Source organism: Ruegeria sp. CL7 (genome assembly GCF_056536445.1).
Window position 1 is genome coordinate 260,619 of record NZ_JBQFPQ010000004.1, and the last position, 26,909, is coordinate 287,527.

The 26,909-nt window shown below is 59.2% G+C and carries 27 protein-coding genes; 16 read left to right on the forward strand and 11 right to left on the reverse strand.

Translation table 11 applies throughout. From position 1 onward, the window contains the following. Positions 1-188 precede the first annotated feature (188 nt). Genes ACR0LI_RS13195 through ACR0LI_RS13215 form a run of 5 tightly spaced genes read left to right on the forward strand, consistent with a single transcriptional unit; the run spans position 189 to position 7,413 of the window. On the forward strand, positions 189-1,961 hold the full coding sequence (locus ACR0LI_RS13195) for an ABC transporter ATP-binding protein (protein WP_171636699.1): 1,773 nt from the start codon (positions 189-191) through the stop codon (positions 1,959-1,961). Continuing rightward, positions 1,954-3,867 carry an ABC transporter substrate-binding protein gene (locus tag ACR0LI_RS13200; protein ID WP_171636697.1) on the forward strand — a complete coding sequence of 638 codons (1,914 nt, stop codon included), beginning with the start codon at positions 1,954-1,956 and terminating at the stop codon, positions 3,865-3,867. Before ACR0LI_RS13195 ends, ACR0LI_RS13200 begins: the two co-directional genes overlap by 8 nt. A 14-nt stretch (positions 3,868-3,881) precedes the next feature. Next, positions 3,882-4,910, forward strand: coding sequence for an ABC transporter permease (locus tag ACR0LI_RS13205; RefSeq protein ID WP_152457137.1), 1,029 nt, complete (start codon positions 3,882-3,884; stop codon positions 4,908-4,910). Next, positions 4,907-6,061, forward strand: a complete 1,155-nt coding sequence (locus tag ACR0LI_RS13210) for an ABC transporter permease (RefSeq protein WP_171724500.1) — start codon at positions 4,907-4,909, stop codon at positions 6,059-6,061. The genes ACR0LI_RS13205 and ACR0LI_RS13210 overlap by 4 nt, the downstream gene beginning before the upstream one ends. Beyond that, positions 6,058-7,413, forward strand: a complete 1,356-nt coding sequence (locus ACR0LI_RS13215; protein ID WP_480718647.1) for a CoA transferase — start codon at positions 6,058-6,060, stop codon at positions 7,411-7,413. Before ACR0LI_RS13210 ends, ACR0LI_RS13215 begins: the two co-directional genes overlap by 4 nt. A 23-nt stretch (positions 7,414-7,436) precedes the next feature. Here the strand turns inward: ACR0LI_RS13215 and ACR0LI_RS13220 are convergent, their stop codons facing one another. Beyond that, complete coding sequence (locus ACR0LI_RS13220; protein WP_480718648.1) at positions 7,437-9,812, reverse strand: mechanosensitive ion channel domain-containing protein; 2,376 nt, start codon at positions 9,810-9,812, stop codon at positions 7,437-7,439. Positions 9,813-10,198: 386 nt separating this feature from the next. On the opposite strand from ACR0LI_RS13220, the gene ACR0LI_RS13225 reads away from it, so the two are divergent. Genes ACR0LI_RS13225 through ACR0LI_RS13255 form a run of 7 tightly spaced genes read left to right on the forward strand, consistent with a single transcriptional unit; the run spans position 10,199 to position 16,692 of the window. Next, a complete protein-coding gene (locus ACR0LI_RS13225) occupies positions 10,199-11,413 on the forward strand; it encodes a glycosyltransferase family protein (protein ID WP_171636690.1) in 1,215 nt (404 codons plus the stop codon). Next, complete coding sequence (locus tag ACR0LI_RS13230) at positions 11,410-12,657, forward strand: glycosyltransferase family 4 protein (protein WP_480718649.1); 1,248 nt, start codon at positions 11,410-11,412, stop codon at positions 12,655-12,657. Before ACR0LI_RS13225 ends, ACR0LI_RS13230 begins: the two co-directional genes overlap by 4 nt. After that, positions 12,657-13,733, forward strand: a complete 1,077-nt coding sequence (locus ACR0LI_RS13235) for a glycosyltransferase family 4 protein (protein WP_480718650.1) — start codon at positions 12,657-12,659, stop codon at positions 13,731-13,733. Before ACR0LI_RS13230 ends, ACR0LI_RS13235 begins: the two co-directional genes overlap by 1 nt. Then, positions 13,730-14,314, forward strand: coding sequence for a histidine phosphatase family protein (locus ACR0LI_RS13240; RefSeq protein WP_171636684.1), 585 nt, complete (start codon positions 13,730-13,732; stop codon positions 14,312-14,314). Before ACR0LI_RS13235 ends, ACR0LI_RS13240 begins: the two co-directional genes overlap by 4 nt. After that, positions 14,311-15,453 (forward strand): glycosyltransferase family protein, encoded by a 1,143-nt coding sequence (locus ACR0LI_RS13245; protein ID WP_480718651.1) that lies wholly within the window; start codon positions 14,311-14,313, stop codon positions 15,451-15,453. Before ACR0LI_RS13240 ends, ACR0LI_RS13245 begins: the two co-directional genes overlap by 4 nt. Beyond that, positions 15,450-16,205 carry a polysaccharide deacetylase family protein gene (locus tag ACR0LI_RS13250; protein ID WP_480718652.1) on the forward strand — a complete coding sequence of 252 codons (756 nt, stop codon included), beginning with the start codon at positions 15,450-15,452 and terminating at the stop codon, positions 16,203-16,205. Before ACR0LI_RS13245 ends, ACR0LI_RS13250 begins: the two co-directional genes overlap by 4 nt. 10 nt (positions 16,206-16,215) lie before the next feature. After that, complete coding sequence (locus ACR0LI_RS13255) at positions 16,216-16,692, forward strand: class I SAM-dependent methyltransferase (RefSeq protein ID WP_480718653.1); 477 nt, start codon at positions 16,216-16,218, stop codon at positions 16,690-16,692. On the opposite strand, the gene ACR0LI_RS13260 is transcribed toward ACR0LI_RS13255, so the two are convergent. Then, positions 16,693-17,835, reverse strand: coding sequence for an alpha-D-ribose 1-methylphosphonate 5-triphosphate diphosphatase (locus ACR0LI_RS13260; RefSeq protein ID WP_171636945.1), 1,143 nt, complete (start codon positions 17,833-17,835; stop codon positions 16,693-16,695). 52 nt (positions 17,836-17,887) lie between these two features. Here ACR0LI_RS13260 and ACR0LI_RS13265 point away from each other — a divergent pair, with 52 nt between their 5' ends. Continuing rightward, the gene (locus ACR0LI_RS13265; protein ID WP_171724508.1) at positions 17,888-18,571 is read left to right on the forward strand and encodes a DUF1045 domain-containing protein; all 684 of its coding nucleotides are present in this window, start codon (positions 17,888-17,890) and stop codon (positions 18,569-18,571) included. On the opposite strand, the gene ACR0LI_RS13270 is transcribed toward ACR0LI_RS13265, so the two are convergent. From ACR0LI_RS13270 to phnG, 8 genes are read right to left on the reverse strand one after another with little or no spacing between them, the layout of a single operon-like run. Beyond that, positions 18,553-19,101, reverse strand: coding sequence for a phosphonate metabolism protein/1,5-bisphosphokinase (PRPP-forming) PhnN (locus ACR0LI_RS13270; RefSeq protein ID WP_171724509.1), 549 nt, complete (start codon positions 19,099-19,101; stop codon positions 18,553-18,555). The two genes, ACR0LI_RS13265 and ACR0LI_RS13270, sit on opposite strands and share 19 nt — an antisense overlap. Then, complete coding sequence (gene phnL, locus ACR0LI_RS13275) at positions 19,098-19,781, reverse strand: phosphonate C-P lyase system protein PhnL (RefSeq protein ID WP_171724510.1); 684 nt, start codon at positions 19,779-19,781, stop codon at positions 19,098-19,100. Before phnL ends, ACR0LI_RS13270 begins: the two co-directional genes overlap by 4 nt. Positions 19,782-19,803: 22 nt before the next feature. Next, a complete protein-coding gene (gene phnK / locus ACR0LI_RS13280) occupies positions 19,804-20,574 on the reverse strand; it encodes a phosphonate C-P lyase system protein PhnK (RefSeq protein ID WP_480718654.1) in 771 nt (256 codons plus the stop codon). After that, positions 20,571-21,431 (reverse strand): alpha-D-ribose 1-methylphosphonate 5-phosphate C-P-lyase PhnJ, encoded by an 861-nt coding sequence (locus ACR0LI_RS13285; RefSeq protein WP_480718655.1) that lies wholly within the window; start codon positions 21,429-21,431, stop codon positions 20,571-20,573. The genes phnK and ACR0LI_RS13285 overlap by 4 nt, the downstream gene beginning before the upstream one ends. After that, positions 21,428-22,024 carry an HAD family hydrolase gene (locus ACR0LI_RS13290; protein ID WP_480718656.1) on the reverse strand — a complete coding sequence of 199 codons (597 nt, stop codon included), beginning with the start codon at positions 22,022-22,024 and terminating at the stop codon, positions 21,428-21,430. The genes ACR0LI_RS13285 and ACR0LI_RS13290 overlap by 4 nt, the downstream gene beginning before the upstream one ends. Continuing rightward, positions 22,021-23,109 (reverse strand): carbon-phosphorus lyase complex subunit, encoded by a 1,089-nt coding sequence (locus ACR0LI_RS13295; protein ID WP_171724513.1) that lies wholly within the window; start codon positions 23,107-23,109, stop codon positions 22,021-22,023. The genes ACR0LI_RS13290 and ACR0LI_RS13295 overlap by 4 nt, the downstream gene beginning before the upstream one ends. 3 nt (positions 23,110-23,112) lie before the next feature. Beyond that, positions 23,113-23,688: a phosphonate C-P lyase system protein PhnH gene (phnH, locus tag ACR0LI_RS13300; protein ID WP_480491373.1), complete on the reverse strand. Its 576-nt coding sequence runs from the start codon at positions 23,686-23,688 to the stop codon at positions 23,113-23,115. Then, positions 23,688-24,146, reverse strand: coding sequence for a phosphonate C-P lyase system protein PhnG (gene phnG, locus ACR0LI_RS13305; RefSeq protein ID WP_480718657.1), 459 nt, complete (start codon positions 24,144-24,146; stop codon positions 23,688-23,690). Before phnG ends, phnH begins: the two co-directional genes overlap by 1 nt. 103 nt (positions 24,147-24,249) lie before the next feature. Between phnG and phnF the strand changes: the two genes are divergently transcribed. The 3 genes from phnF to ACR0LI_RS13320 all read left to right on the forward strand — a co-directional run bounded on the left by phnF (position 24,250) and on the right by ACR0LI_RS13320 (position 26,708). Next, positions 24,250-24,969 carry a phosphonate metabolism transcriptional regulator PhnF gene (gene phnF / locus ACR0LI_RS13310; RefSeq protein WP_480718658.1) on the forward strand — a complete coding sequence of 240 codons (720 nt, stop codon included), beginning with the start codon at positions 24,250-24,252 and terminating at the stop codon, positions 24,967-24,969. A gap of 160 nt (positions 24,970-25,129) precedes the next feature. Then, the gene (gene rpe / locus ACR0LI_RS13315) at positions 25,130-25,819 is read left to right on the forward strand and encodes a ribulose-phosphate 3-epimerase (protein WP_171636657.1); all 690 of its coding nucleotides are present in this window, start codon (positions 25,130-25,132) and stop codon (positions 25,817-25,819) included. A gap of 364 nt (positions 25,820-26,183) precedes the next feature. Then, on the forward strand, positions 26,184-26,708 hold the full coding sequence (locus ACR0LI_RS13320; protein WP_480718659.1) for a hypothetical protein: 525 nt from the start codon (positions 26,184-26,186) through the stop codon (positions 26,706-26,708). Positions 26,709-26,830: 122 nt separating this feature from the next. On the opposite strand, the gene ACR0LI_RS13325 is transcribed toward ACR0LI_RS13320, so the two are convergent. Continuing rightward, positions 26,831-26,909: EF-Tu C-terminal domain-related protein (locus ACR0LI_RS13325; protein ID WP_371832347.1), on the reverse strand; the 79-nt coding region annotated here is incomplete at its 5' end.

Below are 26,909 nucleotides of genomic sequence, written 5' to 3' on the forward strand. Positions count from 1 at the left end.
ATGCCGTCCTTGATGGCAAAATCTCAAGACTTTGTGTAGCGACGAAGCCCATAGTTTCACGATTTCGCGACATTTCGGCCCAAGAACGGGTTTGACTAGTCGGGCGGAACCGCGCGACACTGAACAAAAAATCACGGGGAGTTGAAGTAACCGATGTCATCGAACGGTCAAACGGGTGGAAAACCCGCATGAGCGCGTTGTTGTCCGTAAGAGACCTCAGCATCGGCTTTGGTACGGGCAATTCCGTGGTCACGGATGTGAACTTCGATGTCGAAGCCGGACAGACGCTTGCCCTTGTCGGAGAATCGGGATCGGGAAAAACAATCACATGCCGCGCCGCCTTACGTATCCTGCCCCGCACGGCGCAGATTCGAAGCGGCACGATTACCCTGAACGATTCCAAGGGCATGTGCGAGCTCACCACGGTTTCCGAACGTGAGCTGCGCGACATCCGCGGCAATCGGGTTTCAATGATCTTTCAGGAGCCCATGAGATCGCTGTCCCCGCTGCACAAGATCGGCAATCAGGTCAGCGAGGTTTTGTGGCTGCATCGTGGGCTGTCCGAGTCCGCGGCGCGCAAAAAGGTCCTGACGCAATTCGAACGCGTCGGTTTCCCTGATCCACAGCGTGCCTATGACTCCTACCCTTTCGAGTTGTCCGGCGGTATGCGCCAACGTGCCATGATAGCCATGGCAATGGTGTCCAAACCCGAATTGCTGATCGCGGACGAACCGACCACCGCACTGGATGTGACCACGCAGGCGCAGGTTCTGGGCCTGATCAAGGAATTGCAGCGTGAAACCGGCATGGCGCTTATTCTGGTGACTCATGACCTGGGTGTCGTCGCCAACATGGCCGAGCAGGTCGTCGTCATGCACAAGGGACGTATCATGGAGGCCGGCCCCGCCGCCCCGATCCTGACCGCGCCCGCACACCCGTATACCAAGCAGCTTTTTGATGCCGCGCCGGAAATACCGGATCAGGATGCGGTGGGTATACCGATGCCCGACACGGATCTGATCCTGCAGATGAAGGATGTGTCCAAGACCTATACCATGCGGTCCAGCAAAGGATGGCAATCCGACAAAGCAATCTATGCCTGCCGAGGAGTCGACCTGAACCTGGCGCGCGGCAAGACTTTGGCAATTGTCGGTGAAAGCGGATCTGGAAAGACAACGGCGGCCCGCATCGCCTTGGGGGCTGAATTGCCCGACCCCGGTGGTGAAGTCCTGTTTCGTACCGCCCCCGACGCCGACCCGATCACGGTGCACAAAATGACCCGAGCCCAGCGCACAGCGTTTCAGCGCAAGGCGCAGATGGTGTTTCAGGACCCTTACAGTTCGCTCAGCCCGCGGATGCGCATCCAGGACGCCATGACCGAGCCACTGGAAATCCATCGCATCGGCACAACAGCCGAACAGCGTGACAAAGCCGCCGAGATGTTGCAGCGCGTCGGCCTGACGGGTGATATGCTCAAACGCTATCCGCACGCGTTTTCCGGAGGGCAGCGACAACGCCTTTCAGTGGCGCGGGCCATGATGCTGGACCCGCAGTTGATCGTGTGCGACGAACCGACCTCGGCATTGGATGTGTCTGTTCAGGAACAAATCCTGACTTTGCTGGAAAACCTGCAAGACAGCCTGAACCTGTCCTACCTGTTCATCTCACATGATCTGGCCGTTGTTGCACGGATCGCTGACGAAGTTGCCGTCATGAGGCGGGGTCTGATCGTCGAACAGGCACCGCCCGAAACTCTTTTCTACAATCCGCGCCATCCATACACCAAGGCGCTGATTGCCGCTCAACCCGAACCCGACATCAATCGCCCGATTGACCTTCAATTGGTTTCTCTGGGTGCCGGCGCGCCGGACAGTTGGGATGAAGCCTTTCGTTTCTCGGACACCGTGATACCCTCATTGGTGGAATTGGAACCGGGCCATAAGGTACGTTGCCATGTTTAATACCATTCGCCCTCTGCTGCTGGCCGCAATGCTGGCGTTTTCAGGGACCCTGCCCGCCGCGGCAGAGACAATCCCGACACCTCAGGAAAGCGCATTCTGGAGCGCCGAGGTTGAAAGCGGCAATCTTCCGCCAGTGCAGGAGCGTTTGCCCAAGGACCCTCTGATTGTGGATCTGGCCGCAAAAGGAAGAGAATTCGGGAAACCGGGTGGCACTCTGCGCACCATGGTCACACGATCCAAAGATATCCGGCAGATGGTTGTCTACGGCTATGCAAGGTTGGTCGGGTTCAACCAAGATTACGAATTGGTACCCGACCTGCTGGCCTCGTATGAAAACGAGGGCAATCGCAAATTCACCCTGAAACTGCGCGAAGGACACAAGTGGTCGGACGGCTCACCCTTTACCTCGGAAGACTTCCGCTATTGGTGGGAAGACGTCGCCAACAACGAGTTGCTCAGCCCGTCAGGCCCACCCGATTTTCTGATCGTCGAAGGCAAATTGCCCACGGTCACGTTTCCTGATGAGACCACAGTGATCTTCGAATGGGATGATCCCAACCCGAACTTTCTGCAATCTCTGGCACAAGCACGACCGCCTTTTATTTACCGGCCGGCCGCCTTTCTGAAACAGTATCACGAGAAATACGCAGATGCGGAAGAGCTTGCCTTTCAGGTTGAAGATGCCCGGGTCAAAAGTTGGGCAGCGCTGCACAACAAGCTGGATAATCTTTACAAGTTCGACAACCACGAACTTCCCACGTTGCAGCCATGGCTGAACGCCAGCTCGGGCAAGAAAATCCGTCACAGCTTTGTGCGCAACCCCTATTATCACCGCATCGACAGCAAGGGGGTGCAGCTTCCCTATATTGACGTGGTCGAGATGGAGATCGTCGCCCCCGGTCTTGTTGCCGCCAAGACCAACGCCGGTGAAAGCGACCTGCAAGGCCGTGGCCTTGCCTTCCGAGACGCGTCGATCCTCAAGAAAGGCGAAGCACAGGGCGGATACAAAACGCTGTTGTGGAAAACCGGCGTGGCCTCGCAGGTCGCGATCTACCCGAACCTGAACTTCTCTGATGACGTCTGGCGCAATGTATTGAGGGACGCTCGTGTTCGGCGCGCCTTGTCGCTGGCCATCGACCGGCAGACCATCAACCAGGCGCTTTACTTCAAACTCGCACACCCTGCCGCGAACTCGGTTCTTCCCGCCTCGCCCTTCTACAGTGAAGAAAACGCTGCGGCCTGGGCACAATACGATATTGATCAGGCCAATGCACTTTTGGATGAGGCTGGTCTGGATCAGCGCGACAAGAACGGCATTCGCCTTTTGCCTGACGGCCGTCCGATGGAGCTGGTTATCGAAACCGCAGGTGAGCGGCAGGAAGTCGAAAACGCGCTTCAGATCGTAACCGATACCTGGCGTGAAATCGGCGTCAAACTGGTCATGCGCCCGCTGGACAGGGACATCCTGCGCAACCGCGTTTTCGCGGGCAATTCCATGGCGTCCGTCTGGTTCGGTTGGGATGACGGTATTCCACAGGCGCATACATCTCCGGCTTATCTGGCCCCGACAGATCAGGTGTTTCTGGCCTGGCCAAAATGGGGGCAGCACTATCAGACCGGTGGCGAAGCGGGTGAGGCCCCCGACATGCCAGAGGCGCAGCGCCTGATGGAATTGGCGCATGAATGGCAAATCGCCGCGACCGATGAAGAACGCGCAGCTGTCTGGACCGAGATGTTGAAAATCCATGCCGATCAGGTCTATGCGATTGGCATCCTGAACGGCGCCCCCCAGCCCATTGTGGTGTCAAACCGCCTGCGCAATGTTCCGGAACAGGCTATGTGGGCCTGGGAACCCGGTGCACATTTCGGCATTCACCGCCCGGACGAATTCTTTTTCGCCGACTGAGCAGGAGCAGCTAAATGATCATGCTGCGCTACGTGGTGTATCGCTTTTTCACGATGCTGCTGACTTTGTTGGTGGTCTCGGTTCTGGTTTTTGTAATCATCAACCTTCCGCCCGGCGACTATCTGAGCAACCAGATCGCTGAACTTCAGGCCTCGGGCCAGTCCGCAGGTGTCGCAAAGGCAGAGTTTCTGCGCGCTGAATACGCTCTGGACCGTCCGATGTGGGAACAATACCTGATCTGGATGGGATTCTGGCCCGGACCGCACGGGTTTTCCGGGTTGATTCAGGGCAATTACGGGTGGTCCTTTGAATTCGACCGTCCCGTTTCCGAAATCGTCGGTGACACGCTTTGGTTGACAGTTGTGGTCAATCTGGCTGCAATCCTGTTTGTTTATGCCGTCGCATTGCCACTGGGCGTTATCGCCGCCGCGCGGTCCCGGACATGGATCGACTATACCTCGGCCTTCGTCGGATATCTGGGGCTAGCAACGCCGAACTTTTTGCTGGCGCTGATCCTGTTCTATTATGGCCACCAGTATTTCAACCTGCCGATCGGGGGCTTGATGGATCCGAGTTTCGAAGGCCAGCCGATGAGTTGGGAGAAATTGAAGTCCATCCTCATCCACCTGATCGTACCGACCTTCGTCATCGGTACTTCAGGGGCATCGGCGATGATGCAGCGTCTGCGCGCGAACATGCTGGACGAACTCGGCAAACCCTATGTGGAAACCGCCATCGCGAAGGGCATGGCCCCGTCACGAATGCTGACCAAGTATCCCCTGCGGGTGGCCTTCAACCCCTTTGTCGCCGATATCGGCAACCTGCTGCCGTCGATGGTGTCCGGCTCGGTTCTGGTATCGGTCGTTCTGGGCCTGCAAACCATCGGCCCCACACTGCTGACTGCTTTGAAGACGCAGGATCAGTTCTTGTCGGCGTTCATCCTGATGTTCGTCGCCCTGCTGACGCTGATCGGCACGATGATTTCGGATATCCTGCTGGTGATGCTGGATCCGCGCATTCGGTATGAGGGGCGCGAGGCATGACTGATCGTCCTGACAACCGCTATGTCGATGACGCACCGTTTGATCCGCAGGCCTCGATTCAGCAGCTGGAACGCGCCGATCTGGATGCCCCCAACTGGGTTCTGGTCTGGCGCAAGTTCAAAACCCACAAGCTGGGCCTGATCTCGGGCATTTTCCTGCTGTTTTGTTATCTAATGCTGCCCTTTGCCGGGTTTATTGCGCCTTACGGGCCAAATGACCGAAACGGAGAGCACCTGTACGCGCCGCCACAATCGGTAAACTGGTTTCACGAGGGCGAGTTCATCGGCCCACATGTCTATCCGATCGTCGCCGAGGCGGACCTTGAAACCTTCCAATGGAAGTTCGTCCCCGACACCGAAGACCCGCGCCCAATCCGGTTCTTCTGCGAAGGCTCTGAATACAAGCTGGCCGGTTTCGTACCGTCGGACACACACCTGTTCTGCCCGCCAGAGGGGACAACGCTGTTCCTGTGGGGATCCGACCGGCTGGGCCGAGACATCTTCAGCCGTATTCTCTATGGCGCACAGCTGTCTTTGACGGTGGGTCTGATCGGTATCTCGGTGTCCTTCTTTCTTGGCATCCTGTTCGGTTCGATGGCCGGCTATTTCGGCGGACGTATCGACTGGACCATCAACCGTGTCATCGAAATCCTGCGTTCGTTGCCGGAACTGCCTCTGTGGCTGGCCCTTTCCGCCGCCGTGCCTTCGAACTGGAGCCCGGTCGCAGTGTTCTTCATCATTTCGATCATTCTGGGCATCCTCGACTGGCCGGGCCTGGCGCGCTCGGTTCGCGCAAAATTCCTGTCTTTGCGGGAAGAGGAATATGTCCGGGCCGCAGAGATGATGGGGGCAAGTTCGGGCCGTGTGATCCGCAAGCACCTGCTGCCCAACTTCATGTCGCACCTGATCGCGTCGGCCACTTTGTCGATCCCGGCCATGATCCTTGGGGAAACAGCGCTCAGCTTTCTTGGCCTCGGCCTGCGCGCACCTGCGGTCAGTTGGGGCGTGATGCTGAATGACGCGCAGAACCTCGCGTCGATCGAGATCTATCCCTGGACGGCAATCCCGATGCTGCCGATCATTGTCGTGGTCTTGGCGTTCAACTTCCTTGGTGACGGGCTGCGCGACAGTCTCGACCCCTATCAGCAATGAGTCTGCTGGCCACTCTTCCCGCTGCCGGCAGCTATCACAGGGTCGGTGCCGGTATGCTGCCAAGCGCCTTCGCCGTTTCCGAACTGGCCACCGCCAGTTTCGCAGCCGTGGGGCGGGAAATGGCCCAGCTGATCCAGGCGCTCAACCTGTCCACGAAGGCACCCGAAGTCTCGATCGATCATCGGCTGGCATCTCTGTGGTTCGGCTATTCCTTCAAGCCGGATGGTTGGGACATGCCCAGTTTGTGGGATGCGGTCGCGGGCGACTACAAAGCCGCTGATGGCTGGATCAGGCTGCACACAAACCTGCCCCGCCATCGCTCTGCCGCGTTGAAAGTCCTTGGCACCCGGCCAGAGCGTGAAGCCGTGGCAAAAGCCGTCAGATCTTGGTCAGTATCGGATCTGGAAACGGCGGTTGTTGCCGAAGGTGGGGTGGCCGCTGCCATGCGCAGCCGGACGGAATGGCTTGATCACCCACAAGGCCGCGCCGTGTCGCGCGACCCTTTGATCGGTTGGCAGGGACCGCGCTATGTCAACCTGCGCGACAGACCTCGGGCCACCGCTGATCGGCCTTTGGCCGGGTTGCGGGTGCTGGATCTGACGCGCGTTCTGGCCGGCCCGGTTTCTACGCGAACGCTTGCAGGGTTCGGAGCCGAGGTCTTGCGCATCGACCCACCTGGCTGGGATGAACCGGGGGTGATCCCCGACATATCTCTGGGAAAGCGCTGCGCCTATCTTGATTTGAAATCCGTAACCGGCCTTGAACGATTGCATGGGTTGCTGGCTCAGGCGGATGTGTTCGTACACGGGTATCGACCCGGCGCGCTGGAGGCACTGGGTCTGACCCGGGCCAAACGTGACGAGCTGGCTCCGAACCGGATCGAAGTCACGCTGGATGCCTATGGCTGGCAAGGTCCATGGTCGACCCGGCGCGGGTTTGACAGCCTTGTCCAGATGAGCGCGGGTATCGCCCATGCCGGGATGGAGTGGGCGAACGCGGACAAGCCGACCCCGTTGCCTGTTCAGGCTCTGGACCACGCGACCGGCTATCTGATGGCGGCTGCCGTCCTGTCCGCACTGGCCGAGGCCGCGTCAGGCAATTCCATCATGCACGCGCATCTCTCTCTGGCGCGCACCGCCGAACTTCTGGCCGTGCTCGGCAAAGACGACGCAGAAGCTTCACCCGTCAGCCCGGCAACACCGGATTACGGCACGGCGACAGAGGCGTCCGGCTGGGGGCCGGGCCATCGCCTCAACCCTGCGCTGAGGGTCGGCGAAGCGACGATGCGCTGGGATTTGCCTGCGTCGAAACTGGGCAGTTCAGAACCTGTCTGGCCGCTCGACGCCTACTGACCATCCGGTACGCAGCCGCGCCCCTATCGATCATCGCCCCCAGGGCCGATATCGTCCAGGTAATCCTCATCGATCGCTGCCTGCACAGCGCCTGTTACCGCCTCACGCTGTTTCGGCGTCAGGTCATCGGCGTCTTTGCCGTCTGCCAACCTCACGGTGACTTCGCGATGCGCGAACTTGATGCCTTCCCGCGCGAACAATTCGCGAATTTCCTGATAGACCTTCTTGCGTACCAGCCACTGATCGCCCGGTTTGGTCATGAACTTGACCCGGATGATCATCGCTGAATCCTGCATTTCGATCACGCCCTGGGACTTCAGCGGCTGTATAAAGTTTTCGCCGATCACAGGATCGCTCAGCAACTCCTGCCCCAGCTTCTTGATCAGCTTTCGCACCTTTTCCACGTCAGTGTCATAGGTCACGCGCAGCGGCAGTTTCATGATCACCCAGTCACGGGAATAGTTCGTCAGAACCTTGATTTCGCCAAAAGGAATCGTGTTCAACGCGCCAAGATGGTGACGCAGCTGGAAGGACCGGACCGAGATCTTCTCGACCGTTCCCTTGACGTCTCCGATATCGATGTACTCACCCTTCCGAAAGGCATCATCCATCAGGAAAAACGCCCCGGAAAAGATGTCTCGCACCAGTGTTTGAGATCCGAAACCGACAGCCAGACCAACCACACCGGCACCCGCAAACAGCGGGCTGACATTGATACCAAGTTCCATGAGAACGATCAGCATGATGGTCACGACCACAACGGCCAGAATTGCGCCGCGGAACAATGGCAGCAGCGTCGCCAGCCGGCTTTGTCCGCCTTCCCCGCCCTCATCGCCCAGTTCGGCCTCGGTGCCATCATCGACTTCTTCCGCTATCTTGCTGTCGATCCAGATGCGAAAGAAATGAAACAGGATGTAGCCGATGAAGATGATGACCATTACATCCAGCACACGTGCAACCGGCAGGTCCTCGCTCCATTCCGCATCGGGATACCAAATCACCACAAGGGCATAGACACCGATCACAAAGGCCAGAATTCCAGCCACCCGACGCGCCAGATCCTCATAGGTCAGAAGATACTGTTTGCGCTGTTCTGCCTCGGGCGTTTCCACGGGCTCGGCATCCGCTTCGGCAGCGGCGGTTTCTTCGTTTATCTCGTTGATCTTGCGCGAACGGTCAAAATACCGCTCCAGCACGTAGTTCATCGCACCATAGGCAACGACGACAGACATGAAGATCATATAGCTGCTTGCGATCAGCGGCAGCGGCGTTGGGTTCTCCAGTGCAAGATCAACCGCCAGACGGAACCAGCTGAACACGACATAGACGATCAGTGCAGGTGCCCAGCCGAAGGAGACGACCCGCAACAACCACGAGACCTGATCCGGCGCTCTTCCGCCCCGGATGGCATTTGAAATGGCCCGGGCATTGAACAGGATCATCAGAATATTGCCGAAAGCGCCCACCATTGTCAGGCAGCCATAGACCATGGCGTAGACGTTGTAGTTCAGCCCGAAATCCGCAACCCAGGTCGAAAACAGGACAACCGTGATGTCATAGGTCGCGAGGGCCGAAGCCCACAGATACAGCCGCTTGGCGTCCCGGTCCGAGAACGGCGGCAGCCGGTATTGACTCAGGTAAGGTGACAAAACCATCCGCCACAGATCGGACACCGTGCGCGACAGGAAGAACGCCGTGAAGATCGCCGTGACCGTGAACTGGATCGAGATATCGTCCGCCTCGCCAAAAAACAGGTATCCGACGATCAGGGCCATGAGCATGGCAAATATCGTCGCTCCGATCCCCATCAGGAACCGGAACAGAAGGAAGGGCATCTTTTCTCGGTAACCCTGCGGTTCATCCTTGATCCGCGCCACGACCCAGCGACGCGCGATGCGTTTCCCGTATATCTCGATAGACAGCCAGCGGCCCAACAACAGGAACAGGATGTTCCAGCCCAGAACTTCCACATAGGTCTGAATGCGACCGTCCGGACTGGTCTGGCGCAGGATATACTTCACTTCGAACACCGAATACGGCAGCGCCTCAAGCCGTGACTGCATGGACTCACGGAATTTCGAGAACCGCTCCTGCGCCTTCATCAGCTGCGATCCCTCACCCATGGGATTGTTCGAATCGCCCGCCGCATCATTCGTACCCGCATCCGTGCCGCCTGCCGTTGTCACAACCTGCCCGGCGCTGTCGATGACGATCACACTGGCCCCGGCTTCGCTGGCGGCGCGAATTGCGGCAGCCAGGTCACTTTCCGGCGAGGACGCAGACGAACTGTCCGCGTTGTATCCCGGAATCAAGGATGTTTGCGCTGAAACGCTTACCGGAAGCGCCAGTACAAAAGCCCACAAAGCCAGAAGTGTTGCGGCCAGAAAGGTATGTTTCATGGGGTTTTGCATCCAGTTTTTCCGATAGCGATCAGATTACAGAAGGGTTTTAGGCAGTTCAAACACTCGGGTGCACCCTGTTCAATATCGTGTTCGGGCGTGTTCTTGGCGCACTGCGTAATTCCGGATGTTTTCAATCTGGCGAAAATTGAATATGAACGGCAGTTGAAGGCCCTGCCCCTTTGCCAGTTCATCGGTTCTTTTGCGATCCCTCTCAAGCTTTGGTGCGACATGACGCGAAACCGTCAATATGCTGTTGCCAAATCGCAATGCTTGGAACATTTGCTGAAGAGCAATTCCTCCTTTGGCAAGCGCGACGGGGATATATACAGTAACGCTTGCAAACGCGCGGATTTCGAACCGGGATCAAGAAGACAGGCAACACTATGAGCCTAGGCAAAACCAATTCCAAACCGGGCCGCGCACCGCGTATCCTGTTTTACAGTCACGATACGTTCGGGCTGGGCCATCTTCGCCGGTCTCGGGCTTTGGCGGCCGCGATCACGCAGGCGGACCAAAGCGCATCCGCGCTGATCCTGACGGGATCACCCGTGGCCGGACGGTTTACCTTTCCCCGTCGCGTTGACCACGTGCGCCTGCCCGGTGTCACCAAACGCGCAGACGGGTCTTATGCTGCACGCACGATCGGGATGGGCATCGAAGAAGTGACCGAGTTGCGGTCAGGTCTTATTCAAACCGCCGTTCAGCAGTTCGACCCTGACGTGTTGATCGTAGACAAGGAACCGACGGGGTTTCGGGGTGAGCTGCTACCGACACTGAACCATCTGCAAAAGAACTGCGGAACAAAAATGGTGCTTGGGTTGCGCGATGTTCTGGATGAACCCGAAGTCCTGGCCGCCGAGTGGGCGCGCAAGGAAGCCGTTGAAGCCACCGAACGGTTTTATCACGAAATCTGGGTTTACGGCTTGCAGTCGATTTATGACCCGACGCAGGGGTTGCCGCTGAGCGCTTCGGCGCAGTCCCGCATCCACTGGACGGGATATCTGCGCCGCGATCTTGGTCCGGTCGGCGAGCCTCCGCAACAACCCTACATCCTGATCACGCCCGGCGGTGGCGGCGACGGCAAGGCGATGGTCAACCTCGTCCTGTCCGCATATGAAAAAGACCCGGATCTGTCGCCGCGCGCGGTTTTGGTCTATGGCCCCTTTCTGTCCGGTGAGTTGCGCGAAGATTTCGAAACCCGCGTTGCCGCGTTGAACGGCCGCGTCACTGCCGTTGGGTTCGAATCCCAGATCGAAACGCTGTTTGCAGGGGCCGAAGGCGTCGTCTGCATGGGCGGCTACAACACGTTCTGCGAGGTTCTTTCCTTTGACAAACGCGCTGTCATTGTCCCGCGCACCACGCCCCGTCTGGAACAGTGGATACGGGCCTCGCGCGCAGAAGGGCTGGGCCTTGTCCGAATGCTGGATGAAAACCGGGATGGCCTGACGCCGGACGCGATGATCCGCGCCATTCGGGAATTGCCGCACCAGTCCCTGCCGTCGCAGGCGATACAAAGCGGATTGCTGGACGGGCTGGATTATGTCACCGACCGCATTGAAAGCCTGCTGACCTGGGAACAGGAACGAGCCACCGGATGACCTCAGATTCTCCTCGATTGGCGGTTGTGGTCAAAGGTTGGCCACGACTGTCCGAAACGTTCATTGCGCAGGAACTTGTCGCCTTGCAGGAGGCCGGGCATCGCTTTGACATCTGGTCTTTGCGGCACCCGACCGATACGAAACGCCATCCCTTGCATGACCGGTTCACAGGACAGGTCCGATACCTGCCCGAGTATCTTCATGATGAACCCAAACGGGTCTGGGCGGCACGGGCCCTGGCCCAAACGCTTCCCGGTTACGACAGGGCCTATCGGACCTGGCGTCAGGACTTGAAGCGCGACCCGACGCCCAATCGCATCCGACGGTTTGGGCAAGCCTGCGTTCTGGCCGCAGAATTGCCTGCCCGGACGCAAGGGTTGTACGCTCATTTCATGCACACGCCGTCATCCGTTGCCCGTTACGCCGCCATCATGCGCGCATTGCCGTGGAGTTTTTCGGCTCATGCCAAGGATATCTGGACGTCGCCGGATTGGGAAAAACGTGAAAAGCTGCAAGCCGCCTCCTACGGGGCCACGTTTGGCGCCACCTGCACAGCCATCGGAGCGGAACATCTGCGCAGCCTGGCCGATGACCCCAAGCGCGTGGACCTGATCTATCACGGTTTGGACCTGTCTCGCTTTCCCAAGCCCCCAACGCGACAGCTGCGTGCTGTGAATGATCCTTTTCACATGATTTCTGTCGGGCGGCTGGTCGAGAAAAAAGGCTTCGATCGTCTGATCGCGGCTTTCGCATTGCTGCCCGATGACCTGAACTGGCACTGGACCCATATCGGCGGCGGCGCATTGGATGACGTTTTGAGGGCACAGGCGAACGCAGCCGGCATTGCGAACCGGATCACTTGGAAAGGGGCTTGCGACCAGCCCGAGGTCATCGCAGCAATGCGTGATGCCGACCTGTTCGTTCTGCCCAGCCGTATCGCGAAGGACGGAGACCGCGACGGGTTGCCGAATGTGCTGATGGAGGCCGCGTCTCAGTTGTTGCCAATCCTGTCGACACCGGTCTCGGCGATCCCCGAGTTTATCGAAACCGGAACACATGGGGTTTTGTCCGATGACGCCCCATCTGCACTTGCGGAAGCCGTCGAACGTTTGTCAGCCAATCCGCAGCAAGCGTCACAGATGGCGCATGCGGCCTATGACCGCCTGATCGCTGAGTTCCGGATGGCTCCCGGCATCGCACGGCTGTCGGAACGACTCAACTCCATGTGCATGGAAAACGCCTAATGGCGCGGGTCGCGTTTTATGCCCCGATGAAATCTCCTGACAGCCCGAAACCTTCGGGCGACCGTGAAATGGCCCGGAACCTGATGCAGGCGCTGACCGCCGAGGGTGATACGGTCGATCTGGCGACCGACTTGCGCATTTATGACAAAAGCGGCGACGAAGACCTGCAACAAGCCCTGAGGCGCGCGGCAGAAGATGAAGCGAAGCGACTTGTCTCTGACATGCCTTCAGATACCGATTTGTGGGTGACCTACCACAACTATTACAAGGCACCTGACCTGCTGGGCCCTCGGGTTTGCAAGGCGCGCGGCATTCCCTATGTGCAACTGGAAAGCACCCGCGCATCCAGTCGGTTAAACGGACCGTGGGCTAAGTTCGCCAAGGCGGCGCATCAGGCCTGCGATGCAGCGGATGTGATCTTTTATCATACGGCCAACGACCTGATCACTTTGCAGCGGGATCGCTTTGGCGATCAGGCTTTGGTCGAATTGCCTCCGTTCCTTCCCATCTCGGAACTGCCTCCGGCCGCCAAAGGTGGCGTACCCATGCTGACCGTCGGCATGATGCGGCATGGGGACAAGCTGGCGTCCTATCAGATATTGTCCGAGGCCCTGGCGCATTTGACCGGGGACTGGCACCTGAACATCGCAGGAGACGGCCCGGCGCGCAGGCAGGTTGAGGCGCTGATGGCGCCGTTCGGACAGCGGGTGCGTTTTTTGGGTCAGCTTGACCGGGAAGAACTGCAACGCGTCTATCAACAATCATCTCTGCTCGCATGGCCCGGAGTGAATGAGGCTTACGGCATGATTTACCTCGAGGCGCAGGTTGCGGGATTGCCTGTGGTCGCTCAGGATCGGCCCGGTGTACGCGATGTTCTATCCCCGGCGGCCTATCCATCCGTCGAAAGCGGCGCCAGGGGATTTGCGGATGGCATGCAGGCCCTTTTGTCGGATTCCACGCTGCGCCACACTCTGGGCGCTGCGGCACGCAACTACGTGGCAGAGCGCCACCTGATGCCACAGGCGACCGAGCGCTTGTGGGCAACCCTCCGACCCCTGCTGAAGGACGTATCATGACCCGGCTTGCACTGCTCCGCCACGGGCACACCCATTGGAACCGCGCGGGACGGATCCAGGGGCGCAGCGACATACCGCTGGACGATGACGCCCGAGCCGAATTGGCGGGCTATGGATTGCCGCAGGACTGGGCCAAGGCTGACATCTGGTCCAGCCCCCTGCACCGCGCCAGTGAGACGGCGCAAATCGTGACCGGTCGCGACCCGAACACCTCGGACGCGTTGACCGAGATGAACTGGGGCGATTGGGAAGGTCAGCGCGGGGTCGACCTGATCGCGGACGCATCCAGCGGATATCGTCATATCGAGCATTGGGGCTGGGATTTCCGCCCACCAAACGGAGAAAGCCCGGCCGAGGTTCGGGACAGGCTTCGCCCCTGGCTGTCCGCGCTGCGGCAGGATACGGTCGCGGTCTGTCATATCGGTATTATGCGGGTCATTCTGGCTTGGGCATGGGGTTGGAATTTCGAAGGACCTGCCCCCTTTAAGATCAAACGCAATCGGCTGTATATCGTCGACATGAAGACCATGACCGCCGACGCCGACCCTGTTCGCCTGATCAAATACGAGGCCCCGCAATGAAGGTGATGATCATCGTCACGCACCTGTTGGGCACCGGGCATCTCAGCCGGGCGCTGACATTGGGGCGGGCCTTTCGGGATGATGGCCACGACGTCATGGTCGTGACGGGTGGCATGCCCGCGCCGCAATTGGACAGCACGGGCATGACCCTGTTCGGCTTGCCGCCGCTCAGGTCAGACGGAACCAACTTCACCCGTTTGCTGACCGAAAGCGGCGACGAGGCTGACGCGGCCTATCACGCCACGCGCGAGGCCGCCCTGGTGCAGGCGGTGAACAGCTTCCAGCCGCAGATCCTGATCACCGAGCTTTACCCCTTTGGTCGCCGATCACTGTCGGCCGAGTTCGATGCGGCCTTGAATGCGGCAAGCGCGTTGCCTGAGCGTCCCGTCATTCTCGGATCGGTCCGCGACATTCTGGCTCCGCCCTCCAAACCCGCCAAGGCCGAGCGCGCGGATGAAATCGTGTCTCGACATTATGACGGCATTCTGGTGCATTCCACCGAAAGCGTTACACCCCTGTCGGTCAGCTGGCCGGTGTCGGACCGATTGGCCAAGCGACTTCACTACACCGGCTTTGTGGCGCCTGCATTGCCCCAACCTCACCCCGACGCAGCGGGCCAGGATGAAATCCTGGTCAGCGCTGGCGGCGGATCAGTCGGGCAACCGATCTTTCGCGCGGCCATCGAGGCCGCCCGAAAGATGCCCAACAGGCGCTGGCGCCTGCTGGTCGGTGGAACGGATGCAAAGGCGCGGATCGCGGAATTGTCCCGGATGGCCGAAGGTGCTTTGGTTGTTCTGGAATCTGTGCGGCCGGATTTCCGCCAGATGCTGCCCCTTGCAGCGGCATCGGTAAGCATGTGCGGCTACAACACTGCCATGGATATCCTTCAAAGTGGCACCCCCGCCGTGTTTGTACCTTTCGACGACGGCAAAGAGGTGGAACAAGGGCTGCGCGGGCAGAGCCTGTCCGATCTGCCCGCAATCGAAGTTCTGGAAAGCCGAGCATTGAGCGGGGCGACATTGGCTCGGGCGGTGGAGCGTGTCGTGGCCGACGGCCCCCGTGCACAACAGGATTTCGGTTTTGACGGGGCCATCCAATCCGTCCACATCGCCAAGCGCCTGCTGGAGCAGCGCACATGAACCCCGACTGGCGCCCACTTGACGTCGAGTTGAATCATTGGCGTGCCGAAAGCTTGCTCTTGCCTTTGTGGTGGCGCGATGATGATGCCATCGCGCCAACACCGCAATTGGACCGCCTTTCCGAGCTGGCCGACAAACTGGGCCTGCCCGTGCATCTGGCCGTCATTCCACGCGACGCGACGCCCGCGCTGGCGGAATACGTCGCCGCGCGCGCGTCTCTTGTTCCGGTCGTACACGGGTGGGCGCATACAAACCATGCACCTCGCGGCGAGAAGAAGGCCGAGTTTCGGCTCGACCGTCCGCTGGACATGATGGTGACGGATGCGGAGGCCGGGATGGTGCGTCTTCGGTCCCTGTTTGGTGACAATATGCGACAAATGTTCGTGCCCCCCTGGAATCGCATTGCACCCGAAATGGCCAAACAGTTGCCAAAGCTGGGATACCGCATCCTGTCCACCGCAACGCCCCGAAAATCATGCCTGGCCGCCCCGGGTCTTGAGCAGATCAATACCCACCTTGATCCGATCGACTGGCGCGGGTCGCGTGGCTTGATCTCAGCCGACGCCCTGATCGCGCAGACTGCTGGTCTTCTGCGAGACCGACGCGAAGGCCGTTCAGACAACACCGAGCCCTTTGGCATATTGACCCATCATCTGGTCCATGATCAGGACATCTGGACCTTTACCGAGGCCCTTCTGAGCAAACTGCTGAGCGGGCCCGCCACAGCCCGGGTCGCGCCAGAGAACGAATGAGGACATCACCATGAGCCGATTGGATTCCATGCTGCGCCGACTGACGGCCCAACGCGACGGATTGAACTGGGCGGCCGAGCGGATCAGCGGCCAGCCGGGGGATGTGCTGGATATGGGCCTGGGCAATGGCCGCACCTATGACCACCTGCGTGAAATCCTGCCAGAGCGCCGGATCTGGGTGATGGACCGGATCCTGCAATGCCATCCGGACAGCACCCCCCCGGCCGAGGATTTCCTGCAAGGTGAGGCCGAACCGATGCTGCTCAGACTGGCGGTCGACGGGCATAGAATCGCGCTGGCGCATTACGATTTCGGACGCGGCATCAAGCACGAGGACGTCGCCGAAGCAAAGCGTCTCAGCCCGCTGATCGCAAAAGTCATGCAGCCCGGCGGGTTGTTGATTTCAGGTCAGCCCCTGGTCGGCTTTGCCCAGATCCAGGGGCCCAAGACAATCGCCCCGGACCGTTACCTGTTCTACACGGCCTGATCACGCCACGCGTCGACCGCGCGCCCAAACCGAACTCGGGACGGGTACACCCGCGCGCATCCGGAAGCGGATGACATCGGCGCGGGCGTCGACGCGCAACTCGCCCCGCTCCTCCAACCCTGCGGCCCGAGCCGGTGCCAGCGTAACCGTCTTCATCCCCCGCGCCAGGTCGCCCCAAATCTCGCCCAGCCTAACCGCCGACAGCAACAAGGCCGACGGCACATAATCCGAAGACAGGATGTCCAGATACCCAAGCTGAGCCAGCTCGTAGGCAGCAACATTGCCTGAATGCGACCCCCCGCGGATTATGTTCGGCGCGCCCATCATGACCCGAATGTCGTTCTTGTGGCAGGCGCGTGCCGCTTCGACGGTTGTGGGGAACTCGGCCAGACGGATGCCGTGACCTACGGACACTTTCACCTGATCTTCAGTCGTGTCGTCATGGCTGGCCAATACTGCTCCGAAACGGCGGGCAGCTTTGACAGCTTCGACCTCGTGCAGTACGCCATTGCGATCTCGAAGCCCTTTCAATTGCGCCACGTGCTGAAAGAACGTGTCATCATCCATGGCATATTTGCCCTTCAGAAAGGTCTCCAGCTTGCCCATATCGCGAAACTGACGCTGACCGGGTGTGTGATCCATTATGGACACAATGCCAACCCTGTCTTCCGGTCCAAATTCGCTCAGCTCTTCAACCAGAGTTTCCGAACACACCTCGGCCCGCAAGTGCAGAAAGTGGCTGATCTTCAGCGCATCCTGTTCGTGCAGATCCCACAACTCCTGCGACAGGCCGCGGGCGTATTTCCCATACCGCCGGGCGCCCGACGGGATCGATCCAACCCGCATGGCATCGAACACTGTCGTGATCCCGGCGCCGGCCAATTCCGCATCATGCGCAAGAATTGCGGCGGCATGGGGCCAGTTCACCTGTGGGCGCGGTTGAATGTGACGTTCAAGGTTGTCCGTGTGCAACTCGACAAGGCCGGGGCTGACATAGTCGCCTTCGCAATCTATCGCGCCCGCGGGAACCCCGTTTCCGGTGTCGATTTCAGCGATGGCCTCACCCACAATCCGGACACTGCCGGTTACGGTTTCATTCGGCAATACAAGCGTGGCATTGGCAAGGATCAACTCTTCTGTCATCTGAACTTCACGCATGTTGAGACCGAGGAAGGCCACGCAAGAGGAGGCCGACATGACATTCACGCGATACGCGATCTATTTTGCGCCGCCTGCGGGAAAGGAATGGGCGAAATTTGCAACCAGTTGGCTGGGTTGGGACATGGAGGCGGGAAAGCCGGTTGCCCATCCGATTGTCGAAGGCATCGACGTTGCCGCTGTCACGGAAGTACCGCGCAAGTACGGGCTGCACGCGACACTGAAGCCACCGTTCAGACTGCGCGACGGCAAAACGTTCGAAGCCCTGCAAGAGGCGTGCAGCTCGCTCGCCTCCCGCCAACCACCTGTGTCGCTGGATGGCCTCGAGATCGCCCGGTTTGGGCGCTTTCTGACCCTGCGTCCGTTGGGTGAGACGCGGGCACTGAATGCGCTTGCCGCGGCCTGTGTTCGGGAACTGGACAGCTTTCGTGCGCCTACCTCCAAGGCCGAACTGGCCCGCCGTCGCGCCGCCGGGTTGACCCCAGAGCAAGACGCCAACCTGGTTCAGTGGGGCTATCCTTACGTACTGGACGCGTTCCGCTTTCACATCACCCTGAGCGGCAAGCTGGACAAACCAACCCTGAGAGCAACTCGGAACGCGCTGCAAACCGATCTGGTCCCACTGCTGCCGCAGCCCTTCCAGATCACGGATCTGGCCCTTACGGGCGAGGCTGAGGACGGGCGCTTCTACCTTATCCATCGCTACGGGCTTTCCGGTTGAAGGTGCGACAGGATTTCGGCAACCGTATCTTCCATCGCACCGGAGTTGTCGAATTCCAGGACCTGATTCAAACCGTTGGGCAAAGACGTTTGGGCCCGGTCCAGACGCCGCGTCTGTTCCGCCTTGCTTTCCCGCCCTCTTAAGGACAAGCGTTCGGACAGAACCTCGGGCTTGGCCGTCAGGGAAATCACGATCAGATCACCAAACACCTCCTGCGCCTCAAGCAACACCGTTCGTGACAGGTTGACCAGAACGGCCACGGCCACCTGCCGCTGCCGCGTGATCGTCTTTGGCACACCGTAATATAGCCCATGCGCATGCCAACTCAGCGCAAACGCACCAACCCGTTCCATTCGCTGAAATGTATCGACCGAGACCCGGTCGAAATCTTCGCCGTCTTCGCCTTCGGGACGGGTAATCACCCGCCGCTGCCGCTGAACACCCGGCGCCCGGACCACCAACGCGTTCATTACGCTGTCCTTTCCGACCCCCGAAGGACCCACGACCGCTATGATCGGAGCAAGCGTCATGCAGCCATCCCCGGCGTGAAGTCCGAGACATCGACCTCGCGATCGCAGACCCGTTCGCGTGCGTCGAGATCGTGAAAAATCCCGACAATCGTCACGCCCTTGTTCTTTGTCTCTTCGATCAGGGACAAAACCGTTTCCCGGTTCTGCGCATCCAAGCTTGCGGTCGGTTCATCCAACAGCATTGCCGGATATTCATGCGCAAAGCCCCGCGCAATGTTCACTCTCTGCTTTTCGCCGCCCGAGAAAGTCGTCGGGCTGAGGGTCCACAGACGTTCGGGAATATTCAGCCGTTTCAGCAATCCGGCTGCCCTGTCCATTGCCACTTGCCTGTCACAGCCCGCTGCCAGCAGCGGCTCTGCCACAACGTCCAGCGTCGGCACCCGAGGAACGACCCGCAGGAACTGGCTGACATAGCCCAACGTGTCACGACGCAGCAACAGGATCTGCCGCGGTTCAGCCCGGGCCACGTCCAACCCTGCGACCAGCACCTGACCAGTGGCCGCCAGATAGTTGCCGTAGATCACCCGCATCAGCGTGGATTTGCCTGCACCCGACGGCCCGGTCAGGGCGACGCACTCACCCGGTTCCACTTTCAGAGACGCGCCTTTTACCACCGGGATCGCGGCGCCGCCCTGATTGTGCAGGGTGAAGCTTTTGCTGACATCGACAAGTTCAATCATCGCTTCATCTTTCCCCAAAGCCTCAAACCTGCAAAACGCTGGACACCAGCAACTGCGTATAGGCATGTTGCGGGTCGTCCAGTACCTGATCCGTCAGCCCGGCCTCGACCACGCGACCGCTTTTCATCACCATCAACCGATCCGCCAGCAGACGCACCACGGCAAGATCATGGGTGACGATGATCGCACTCAACCTCATCTCACGCACAAGTCCGCGCAACAAATCCAGTAAACGCGCCTGTACCGACACATCCAGACCACCGGTCGGTTCGTCCATGAACACCAGCCGAGGACCTGTCACCAGATTGCGCGCGATCTGCAAACGCTGCTGCATCCCGCCCGAAAACGCGCTTGGGCGGTCATCGACGCGGCTCTCGTCAATCTCGACCCGGCCCAACCAGTCAATGGCCTTGCCCCGAATGCTGCCATAGTGGCGTCCGCCGACGGCCATCAGCCGCTCGCCAATGTTGCCTCCGGCGCTGACAGACATCCGCAACCCGTCGCGCGCATGTTGATGGACAAAGGCCCAATCGGTGCGGCTCAGCATCCGGCGCTCTGGCTCGGACATTGTGACCGTATCGACCGGGCCGTCTGCACGGGTATCAAAGATCACCTGCCCGGCATCCGGCTTCAGAAGGCCGGCCATACAGTTGAGCAAGGTCGACTTGCCCGACCCACTTTCACCAACGATTCCCATTACTTCTCCGGGGAAGAGATCAAAATTCACATCCGCGCATCCGATCCAGCGGCCATAGCTTTTTTCAATGCCTTTGACTTGCAACAGAGGGGTCATTGCGCGTTCTTTCCGGCCAATTGGCCTGCATGCCCCGCCTCACGCCTTGACCGGCAGTAATCCGTGTCAGAACAGACAAACATCCGGTTGCCCGCGTCATCCATGATAACCTCGTCCAGATAGCTGTCTTCGGCCCCGCACAGATCGCAGGAATGATCGGCCTTGGTGGCCTCGAACGGATAATCCTCGAAATCGAGGCTCACGACTTTGGTATGCGGAGGCACCGCATAAATACGCTGCTCGCGCCCGGCTCCAAACACCTGGATCGCGTCCATCTCAAGCTTTGGATTGTCGAATTTCGGAATCGGGGACGGGTCCATGACATAGCGTCCAGCCACGTTCACCGGATAGGCATAAGCGGTCGAAATCGCCCCGTGCTGGCTGATATCCTCGTACAGTTTCACATGCATCAGCCCGTATTCCTCAAGACTGTGCATCTTGCGCGTCTCAGTCTCGCGCGGTTCCAAAAAGCGCAGAGGTTCCGGAATCGGCACCTGATAAACGATGATCTGGTCTTCGCGCAGTTTTGCTTCGGGGATCCGGTGGCGGGTCTGAATGATTGTGGCCTGTTCCGTCTTTTCCGTGGTGGCGACGCCTGCGGTGTTTTCAAAGAACTTGCGGATGGATACGGCGTTGGTCGTGTCGTCTGCGCCCTGATCGATCACCTTGAACGTATCCTCGGGCGTCAACGTCGCGGCTGAAACCTGTACGCCCCCGGTACCCCAGCCATAGGGCATCGGCATCTCGCGGCTGGCAAACGGCACCTGATACCCCGGTATGGCCAGACCCTTGAGGATCGCCCGCCGGATCATCCGCTTGGTTTGTTCGTCCAGATAGGCGAAGTTGTACGCGCTCATAAGCAGCCTCTTTCTGCAAGAGCGCGTTCAAGCGCGTGCGGCGCGGTGAAGTGGATCCCATCCATGCCCACCGCACGCGCGCCTTCGACATTGTGCAGCCCGTCATCGATGAAAATGCAGTTCTCGGGTGAAAGCCCGGCCCGCTTGCACAACAGATGGAAAATCTCTGGCTGAGGCTTCAAAAGCTTCTCCTGCCCCGACACGACGGTGACACCAAACACTTCGCCCAATTCGGGATGTGCCCCCACGCCGACAGGCCAGGTTTCCGCTGACCAATTGGTGATCGCGTGAACCGGAGTGCCTTTCTCTTTCAGGCGGTAAAGCAGGCGCCAGCTTCCCTCGATCTTTTGCGGAACGGTTCTGGCATAACGTTCAACGTAAACACTGAGGCGCTGCCGATCTTCCGCATTTTCCAGTTCAGCGGCCAGATCGGCGAACATCTCTCCTCCATCGGCCCGCAGGTTGCGTTCGGGGAAATTGATGCGCGTCAGGAACTCTGCCACCGCCTCGCGGCTACCCATCTCCTCCAGCCATGCCAGATGCGGATCCCACTTGACCAGAACGTTTCCGATATCAAAAACGACGTCTTTCATTCCATGGCCTCCTCTGACATGCGCTCTTGGGCCTTTCGGCGCAGTTTGCGGACCAGTTCCATCTCGGACTGGAAATCGACATAATGCGGCAGCTTGATATGTTCGAGAAAGCCGGTAGCCTGAATGTTGTCCGCATGGCTCAGAACAAATTCTTCATCCTGCGCGGGCGCGCCCACGTTGTCTTCACCCAACTCTTCCCACCGCAAGGCCCGATCGACCAGCGCCATCGCGATGGACTTTCGTTCAGACTGGCCAAAGACCAGCCCATAGCCCCGCGTGAACTGTGGCGGTTCCGTTTTCGAACCGGTGAACTGGTTCACCGTCTCACATTCGGTCAGCTCGACCTCGCCGATATCGATGGCAAAGCCCAGCTCGGGGATGTCCAGCTCAACCACGACCTTGCCGATACGCAATTCTCCGACAAAGGCGTGGTTGCGGGCGTAACCGCGCTGGGTCGAATAAGCCATGCCCAGCACAAATCCCTCGTCCCCACGGGTCAGCGACTGAAGGCGCACCGGGCGGGTGGACGGGAACTCCATCGGTTCACGGGTCAGATCGCCCGGAACGTCATCGCGGGCCGGTTCATCCTGAATGATACCCTCATCCTTCAGGAATGCGGTAACATGTGGCGTTGATTCCAGCCGCACAGGGCCTTCAGGCGCCTTTGGAACTTCGCTCTCGGCCGCCAGCTTGAAGTCCAGCAATCGGTGGGTGTAGTCGAAGGTTGGCCCCAGAACCTGACCACCGGGGGCATCTTTGAACGTGGCCGAGATCCGGCGATCACAGGCCATGTCGCCGGTTTTGACGGGGTTGGAATAGCCGAAACGAGGCAGGGTCGTGCGGTAAGCGCGGACGAGGAAAATCGCCTCGATCAGATCGCCGCGCGCCTGTTTGATTGCCAGCGCAGCAAGGTCGGGATCGTATAACGACCCCTCGGCCATGACCCGGTTCACCGCAAGGCCCAACTGTTCACGGATCTGCGCGAAGCTCAGTTCCGCGACATCTGTCGCACCGCGGCGTTCTTCGGCAAGCCACGCATGGGCGTTTTCGATGGCTTTTTCGCCCCCTTTGACAGCGACATACATGGCTTACCCCCTGGACCTGATTTGCGTGCTACGCGGCAGGGCCGCGACCGCCTCACCGCAGGTGAAGAAAAAATCACACCCCAAAGGGTAAAGCAGCGCATTGTTCTGAAGAGCCGGAATATCCGGCAGAGAAAGCCGCGCCGTGTGCCGGATGCCGGGGCCGCTGAGAACCGCTCCGTTCTGCTCCAGCCGCCTGCATTCCACAACAAGTGTCGCGGACCGGTCCGGGTATTCCGGCGTCCCGATACGATAGGTGTTGAGCGGCGCCAGTGCATCCCACGTACCAAGGGCAAAATCAGCCTCTTCCGCCGCCACTATCGGTGCACCCGTGTGAAAGGTCAGCCATTCGCGCACCACATCGGTGTCGGCTTCACCCGCCAGATGAACGTTTGTCTCGGCGTCGCAAAGCGTCAGGAGCAGCGTGCCAGCCGCAACGGACAAGGGCGCAGGTGGTGCGCAGCCAGTCAGGGTGCGGAGTTCACCCGGGCGCGCCATGGCGGTCATGGCCGCGCGGAATGCATGTGCCGCGTCGACAGGTGCGTCTTGAAAGCCCCCCGAGTACCGCATTTGAACAGGCATCAGTCTTCCCCCCGAGCCAGCGTGAAAAACTCGACCTTGGTGGCCGCTGCCTTTGCGGCGCGCGCTGTCTTGATCGACTGCATTTGCAGCCTCAGCGGATCAAGCAGCCGTTCCTGCAAATCACCAGCAGCGGCCGTCTGCATCATCGCATCAATCAATGCCGCCGCTTCTGCTTTGGATTTCGACCTGCCCTGAACATATCCGTGACCGACCGTACCATCCTGCAACACGACCGAGCAGCGCGTAACGGTCATTTCACCCAGGTTGAACAAAGCGCCGGTTCCTCCGATGCGGCCACGCACCATGACACCACCCACTTCGGGCCTGCGCAGCCATTCGAAACTCGGGCAGTCCTGAATGCCGTCCCACAGCGCCATTAGGGCAGTGTCCGGCGCGCGCGCCAGCAGACCCATCCATTCCTTCCGTGCCTTGATCCCGATTTTCGTATGGTTTGCCATCAAAGCCTCTTGGATAGGTTGTCTACATGAACTATACAACTAGACAAATGTTAACCGACAGGTTGTCAAAACGCAATCTGCGACCGTTTGAAGGTTTGGTGGAATGAGCAAAACGCCGATCTGGAAAAGTATTGCCCTGCGCCTGACCTCGGACATCGCCGAGGGGCGCTATCAAACCGGAGATCGCCTGCCGACCGAAACTCAGCTGGCCGCCACCTATGGCGTCAACCGCCACACGGTACGGCGCGCTTTGGCTGACATGTCTGATCAGGGGCTGGTGCACGCTCGGCGCGGTGCGGGCGTTTTTGTTGCGGCACGGCCAACGGATTATCCGATCGGCAAAAGGGTGCGCTATCACAAGAACATCTCGGCCAGCGGCAAGATACCGGGTAAGAAAATCCTAGCTTTGACTACGCGCGTCGCCGATGAAGCCGAAGCCGAAGCTCTGGGCCTTAACAAGGGTGATCCAGTGCACGTCTATGACGGATTATCCCTGGCGGACGGGCAGCCAATAGCCCTGTTTCAAAGCGTTTTCCCCGCGGAACGGTTTCCGGATATCTTGCAGACATTGACCGAAACCCAATCCGTCACCAAAGCGCTGCAAGCCTGCGGCGTCAAGGATTACGTCCGCGTCTCGACTCGCCTGACCGCGCGCGGGGCAACCGCAACGCAGGCGCTGCAACTTCAATTGTCTGAAGGTGCTCCTGTTCTCTTTTCGGTCGGCGTCAATGCCGACCCGGATGGACGGCCAGTCGAGTACGGCCGCACGGTTTTCGCGGGTGAGCGTGTAACGCTGACCCTGAACGAGGCATCAGCGAACTAGGATTCTCAGCCGCATCCGACCTCCGGGCCGAGGCCTCAACCCATTGGGTCAGATGCTACGCGGTAAGAGTTTTGTGGCGGCACAGCGTTTGCGGGGGCTATCCATCCCACCGGCTCAGGGGTATACGCATCCGCGACTCTTCAGCTGATACGAGGCCACCATGAGCTTTGACCGCACCATCAAGATCGCGCCGTCTATCCTGTCCGCCGATTTCGCCAATTTTGGGCAGGAAATTCAGGCCATCGAAGCGCAGGGCGCCGACTGGGTTCATGTTGACGTGATGGATGGCCATTTCGTTCCAAACCTGACCTTTGGCCCTCCGGCCGTGAAAGCCTTTCGCCCGCATGTGAAAACGGTGATGGACGTTCACCTGATGATCACGCCGGTCGATCCCTACATCCAGGCCTATGCCGATGCCGGAGCGGACATTCTGACCGCACATATCGAGGCTGGCCCACATACCCATCGCACCTTGCAGGCCATTCGCGGCGCCGGAATGAAAGCCGGCGTTGCCCTGAACCCCGGCACCCCTGCCGAAGCGGTCGAGCATCTGCTGGACCTCACGGATCTGGTTTGCGTGATGACCGTGAACCCCGGCTTTGGGGGCCAGAAATTCATCGACATGACTGGCAAGGTTAAAAAACTGCGTCAGATGATCGGTGATCGTCCAGTGCATATCGAGATTGACGGTGGCGTCGACCCGAATACCGCCCCGCTGGTGGCAGCGGCGGGTGCGGATGTGCTGGTGGCCGGTTCGGCTGTATTCAAAGGCGGTTCGGTTTCAACCCCACAGGTCTACGGAAACAACATCCGCGCTGTCCGGGCGGCGGCTGAATCAGCACTGTCCTGATTTGCAATCACCAGCGGCTGACGGCAAGACCGTCAGCCGCCGGTATGGATCACAGCCCTTGTCAAGTAAGGGCTTCAGTCCGTGCGGACCGCGCCCACATGAGACGCTCTGCCCGTTTCCTTGACGTCGCAGCAGGGAGGAGGACAGACGCGCATCGCCAATCCACGTCACGCCTCAAAAGCTGGGATCACCCCACCGTGACGTTCTTGTTGAGAACGCGCGTAAAGTGGGGTTGGCGGGGTTTGGCAAGGGGGAATCCATGCTCTGCAAACGGAATCATCGCGCGTTAAAGTTGCTTTCGGTATTGGGATTTCTCCTTAAGGATTATACCAACCGTCGACTAGCGTCATTCGAAGGAAACAATATGAAACACCTATTAGGTGCCTCCATTCTAATCATCGTAGCTTGTCGCGCGGTTTTAGCTGGCGAAACCGACTATGAGAGCCTGACTCACAAAATCGCCAAGATGTCTTTGACATCACAGCCGCAGGCAGCCGGACGAAAGAAAACCCAGCAGATCTCCTTTCCACAGAAATGTATATTTTTGATCGGCACGGAAACTTCAGATCAAAACGGTATCTTGCATCAGGGAACCTATTTGAAAACTCCGATTGTAGACCTCCGCATCCTGAGAGCGGATGACCATTACGTTGTATTTAGTGGTGGGGGTGACAATGCAGAAAACTACTCGATTGCGTTCATGGAAACCTACAACAACGATGAAGCTCTTCAGCCTGCTGGCCAGCTCATTCGGGAGACAGCCATCGAATGCAATGAAACGCATTGCACAAGTGATTTGGGTAGCTCACACGCCGAACACTACAATTCAGCAGATAACAATTCACCTCTGTTAGAAGCGCTGGAAGAATTGGTTAATATTTGTAAATAGCCAAGGTCTTCACACAAAATAAAAAAGGCCGCCCCGGTGTGGAGCGGCCTTCTTTGGTTCGACGGTGTGGGCTCTCATTGCTCTTTCAGAGCAACTGCGGCCCACCAGTCGGCAAAGCCGACTTACTCGATGATTTTCGACACGACGCCGGCGCCGACGGTGCGGCCGCCTTCGCGGATGGCGAAGCGCAGGCCGTCTTCC